The following is a 2837-nucleotide window of genomic DNA, read 5'->3' on the forward strand; positions in this document are numbered from 1 at the left end:
ACGGCGATCCCCGCGGTCGCCGCGCGGTCGGGGGGAGCTGTGGACTACCACGAGTGGAGCGCCGGCTCGCTGCGCCAGGGGACGTTCGAGGGCGCCCTGGTCGGGCGGGACGGGCTGGAGCTGGCCCGGCCGGTCGGCCGCGTCGAGCGGGAGGGGCGGGCGTACGAGTACGCGCGCTGGACCTCGCCGGTGCGGCGGCTCGGCTTCCCGGCGACCCAGGCGGTGGCCTCCTGGAACGCCCGCACGCCCGCAGGCACCTGGATCCAGGTGGAGTTCCGGTCGGTGGGCGACGGCTGGACCAGCGGCTGGTACGTGCTGGGGCGCTGGGCGCACGGGGACGCGGACATCAAGCGGGCCACGGTGTCCGGGCAGTCCGACGAGCACGGGTCGGTGGACGTGGACACGTTCGTCGCCGGGGAACCGCTGGTGGCGCACCAGGTCCGGGTGACCCTGCACCGCGCGGTCGGGCAGGCCGCGGCGCCCTCGGTGTCGCTGGTCGGCGTGATGGCGTCGGCGGTGCCGGACCGGTTCACCGTGCCCGCCAGCAGGCCGGGGCCCGCGCGCGGGATCGAGCTGGACGTGCCCCGGTACTCGCAGAACGTGCACCTGGGGGAGTACCCGGAGTACGACGGCGGCGGCGAGGCGTGGTGCAGCCCGTCGTCCACCGAGATGGTCGTGGAGTACTGGGGGCGCGGGCCGACGCCCGAGGAGACCTCGTGGGTCGACCCGTCGTACGCGGACCCGACCGTGGACCACGCGGCCAGGCACACCTACGACCACGACTACCGGGGCGCGGGGAACTGGCCGTTCAACACGGCGTACGCGGCGCACTTCGGGCTCAGGGCGCACATCACCCGGCTGACCTCGCTGCTGGAGCTGGAGCGGCACATCGCGCGCGGCGTCCCGGTGATCACCTCGCAGGCGTTCCAGGCCGACGAGCTGCCGGGGTCGGGGTACTCGACGGCCGGGCACATCATGGTCGTGGTCGGGTTCACCGAGCGGGGCGACGTGATCGCCAACGACCCGGCCTCGCCGGACAACCCGTCGGTGCGGCGGGTGTACCCCCGGCGGGCGTTCGAGAACGTGTGGCTGCGGACCAAGCGACCCCTGCCCGGCGGCGGGGTCGGCGGCGGGTCCGGGGGGATCGCGTACATCATCCAGCCCTGAAGGGCTCGGCCCGAGCGATCCGGCCGAGTGGCTTGGCCTGTGCGGCTGGCCCGAGCGGTCCGGCCTTGCCTGAGCGGCGTGGCCCGAGTGGCTGGGCCCGAGCGATCCGGCCGAGTGGCTTGGCCTGTGCGGCTGGCCCGAGCGGCCCGGCCTTGCCTGAGCGGCGTGGCCCGAGTGGCTCGGCCCGAGCGAACCGCCCGAGTGGCTTGGCCTGAGCGCCCCGCCCTGAGCGACCCGCCCTGTGCGGCTGGCCCGCGCGGCCCGGTCGAGCGCTCCGGCCCGAGCCGACCCGCCCAGCCGAACGCCCCGTCCCCGTGTCGACGAACCCCCGGCCCCCGTGTCGAACAGCGCGGCGGCCGTTGTCGAACGCCGATCGCCGTCGAGAAAGCGCTTTCCAGAAGGGGTTGACCCGTCGTGTCCGAATCCGCTTCACTCGGTTCTCACATGGGAGCGTTCCCAGAAGCGAGATGAAGGAGCAACGGTGCTCACCAACTCGTTCCGCGCGCGGTTGGGCGCGGCAGTCGCCGCCGCCACCGCGCTGAGCGGCGGACTGGTCGTCGTGGGCACGGCCTCGGCCGCCCCAGCCTGCAAGGTCGACTACACCGTGCAGAACCAGTGGCAGGGCGGCTTCTCCGCCACCGTCACCGTCAACAACCTCGGCGACCCCGTCGACGGGTGGTCCCTGGTCTGGACCGCCGCCTCCGGCGAGAAGGTCGACCAGGGCTGGAACGCGGCGTTCTCGTCCTCGGGCACGGCGGTCACCGCGTCCAACGTGGACTGGAACAAGGCCATCCCCACCGGCGGCTCGGTCTCGTTCGGGTTCAACGGTTCCCGGACCGGCGAGCCGGTCGTCCCGTCGGGCTTCGCGCTCAACGGCACCACGTGCACCGGCGGCGTCGCGCCCACCACGACCACCACGACCACGACCACCGGCGGCCCCACCACCACGACCACCGGCGGCGGCACCGCGCCGCTGCCCGACCCGACCGGGCGCAAGCAGGTCGAGCGGCTCGACCGGGGCCTGATCAGCGTCCGCTCCGGCAGCGGGAACCTGGTCAGCTGGCGGCTCCTGGGCGGCGACCCGCAGAACGTGGCGTTCAACGTCTACCGGGGCGGCGCCAAGCTGAACGCTTCACCCATCACCGGCTCCACGAACTACCTGGACAGCGGCGCGGCGGCCGACGCCTCCTACACCGTCCGCGCGGTGGTCAACGGGGCCGAGCAGCCCGCGTCCCCGGCCTCGCTGGCCTTCGGCAACGGCTACCGGGACGTGCCGATCCAGCCGCCGTCGAGCGCCTACGCCGCGAACGACGCGAGCGTCGGCGACCTGGACGGCGACGGCGTCTACGAGTTCGTCCTGAAGTGGGAGCCCAACAACGCCAAGGACAACTCGCAGTCCGGCACCACCGACGTCGTCTACGTCGACGCCTACAAGCTCAACGGCACCAGGCTGTGGCGCGTCAACCTCGGCCGCAACATCCGGGCGGGCGCGCACTACACCCAGTTCCAGGTCTACGACTACGACGGCGACGGCAAGGCCGAGGTGGCCAAGAAGACCGCCGACGCCACCGTCGACGGGCGCGGCACGGTGATCGGCAACGCCTCCGCCGACCACCGCAACTCCTCCGGCTACGTGCTCGCAGGCCCCGAGTACCTGACCATGTTCAACG

Annotated in this window: 2 protein-coding genes; both read left to right on the forward strand. The window is 73.3% G+C overall.

Features of this window, described 5'->3' with window-relative positions:
• Window positions 1-6: 6 nt before the first annotated feature.
• A complete protein-coding gene (locus ACTUAL_RS15185; protein WP_440900710.1) occupies window positions 7-1167 on the forward strand; it encodes a C39 family peptidase in 1161 nt (386 codons plus the stop codon).
• 481 nt (window positions 1168-1648) lie between these two features.
• Window positions 1649-2837 (forward strand): cellulose binding domain-containing protein (locus ACTUAL_RS15190; protein WP_440900709.1); only part of this gene is annotated, 1189 nt, incomplete at its 3' end.

The sequence above is a fragment of the Actinosynnema sp. genome (genome assembly GCF_052038725.1).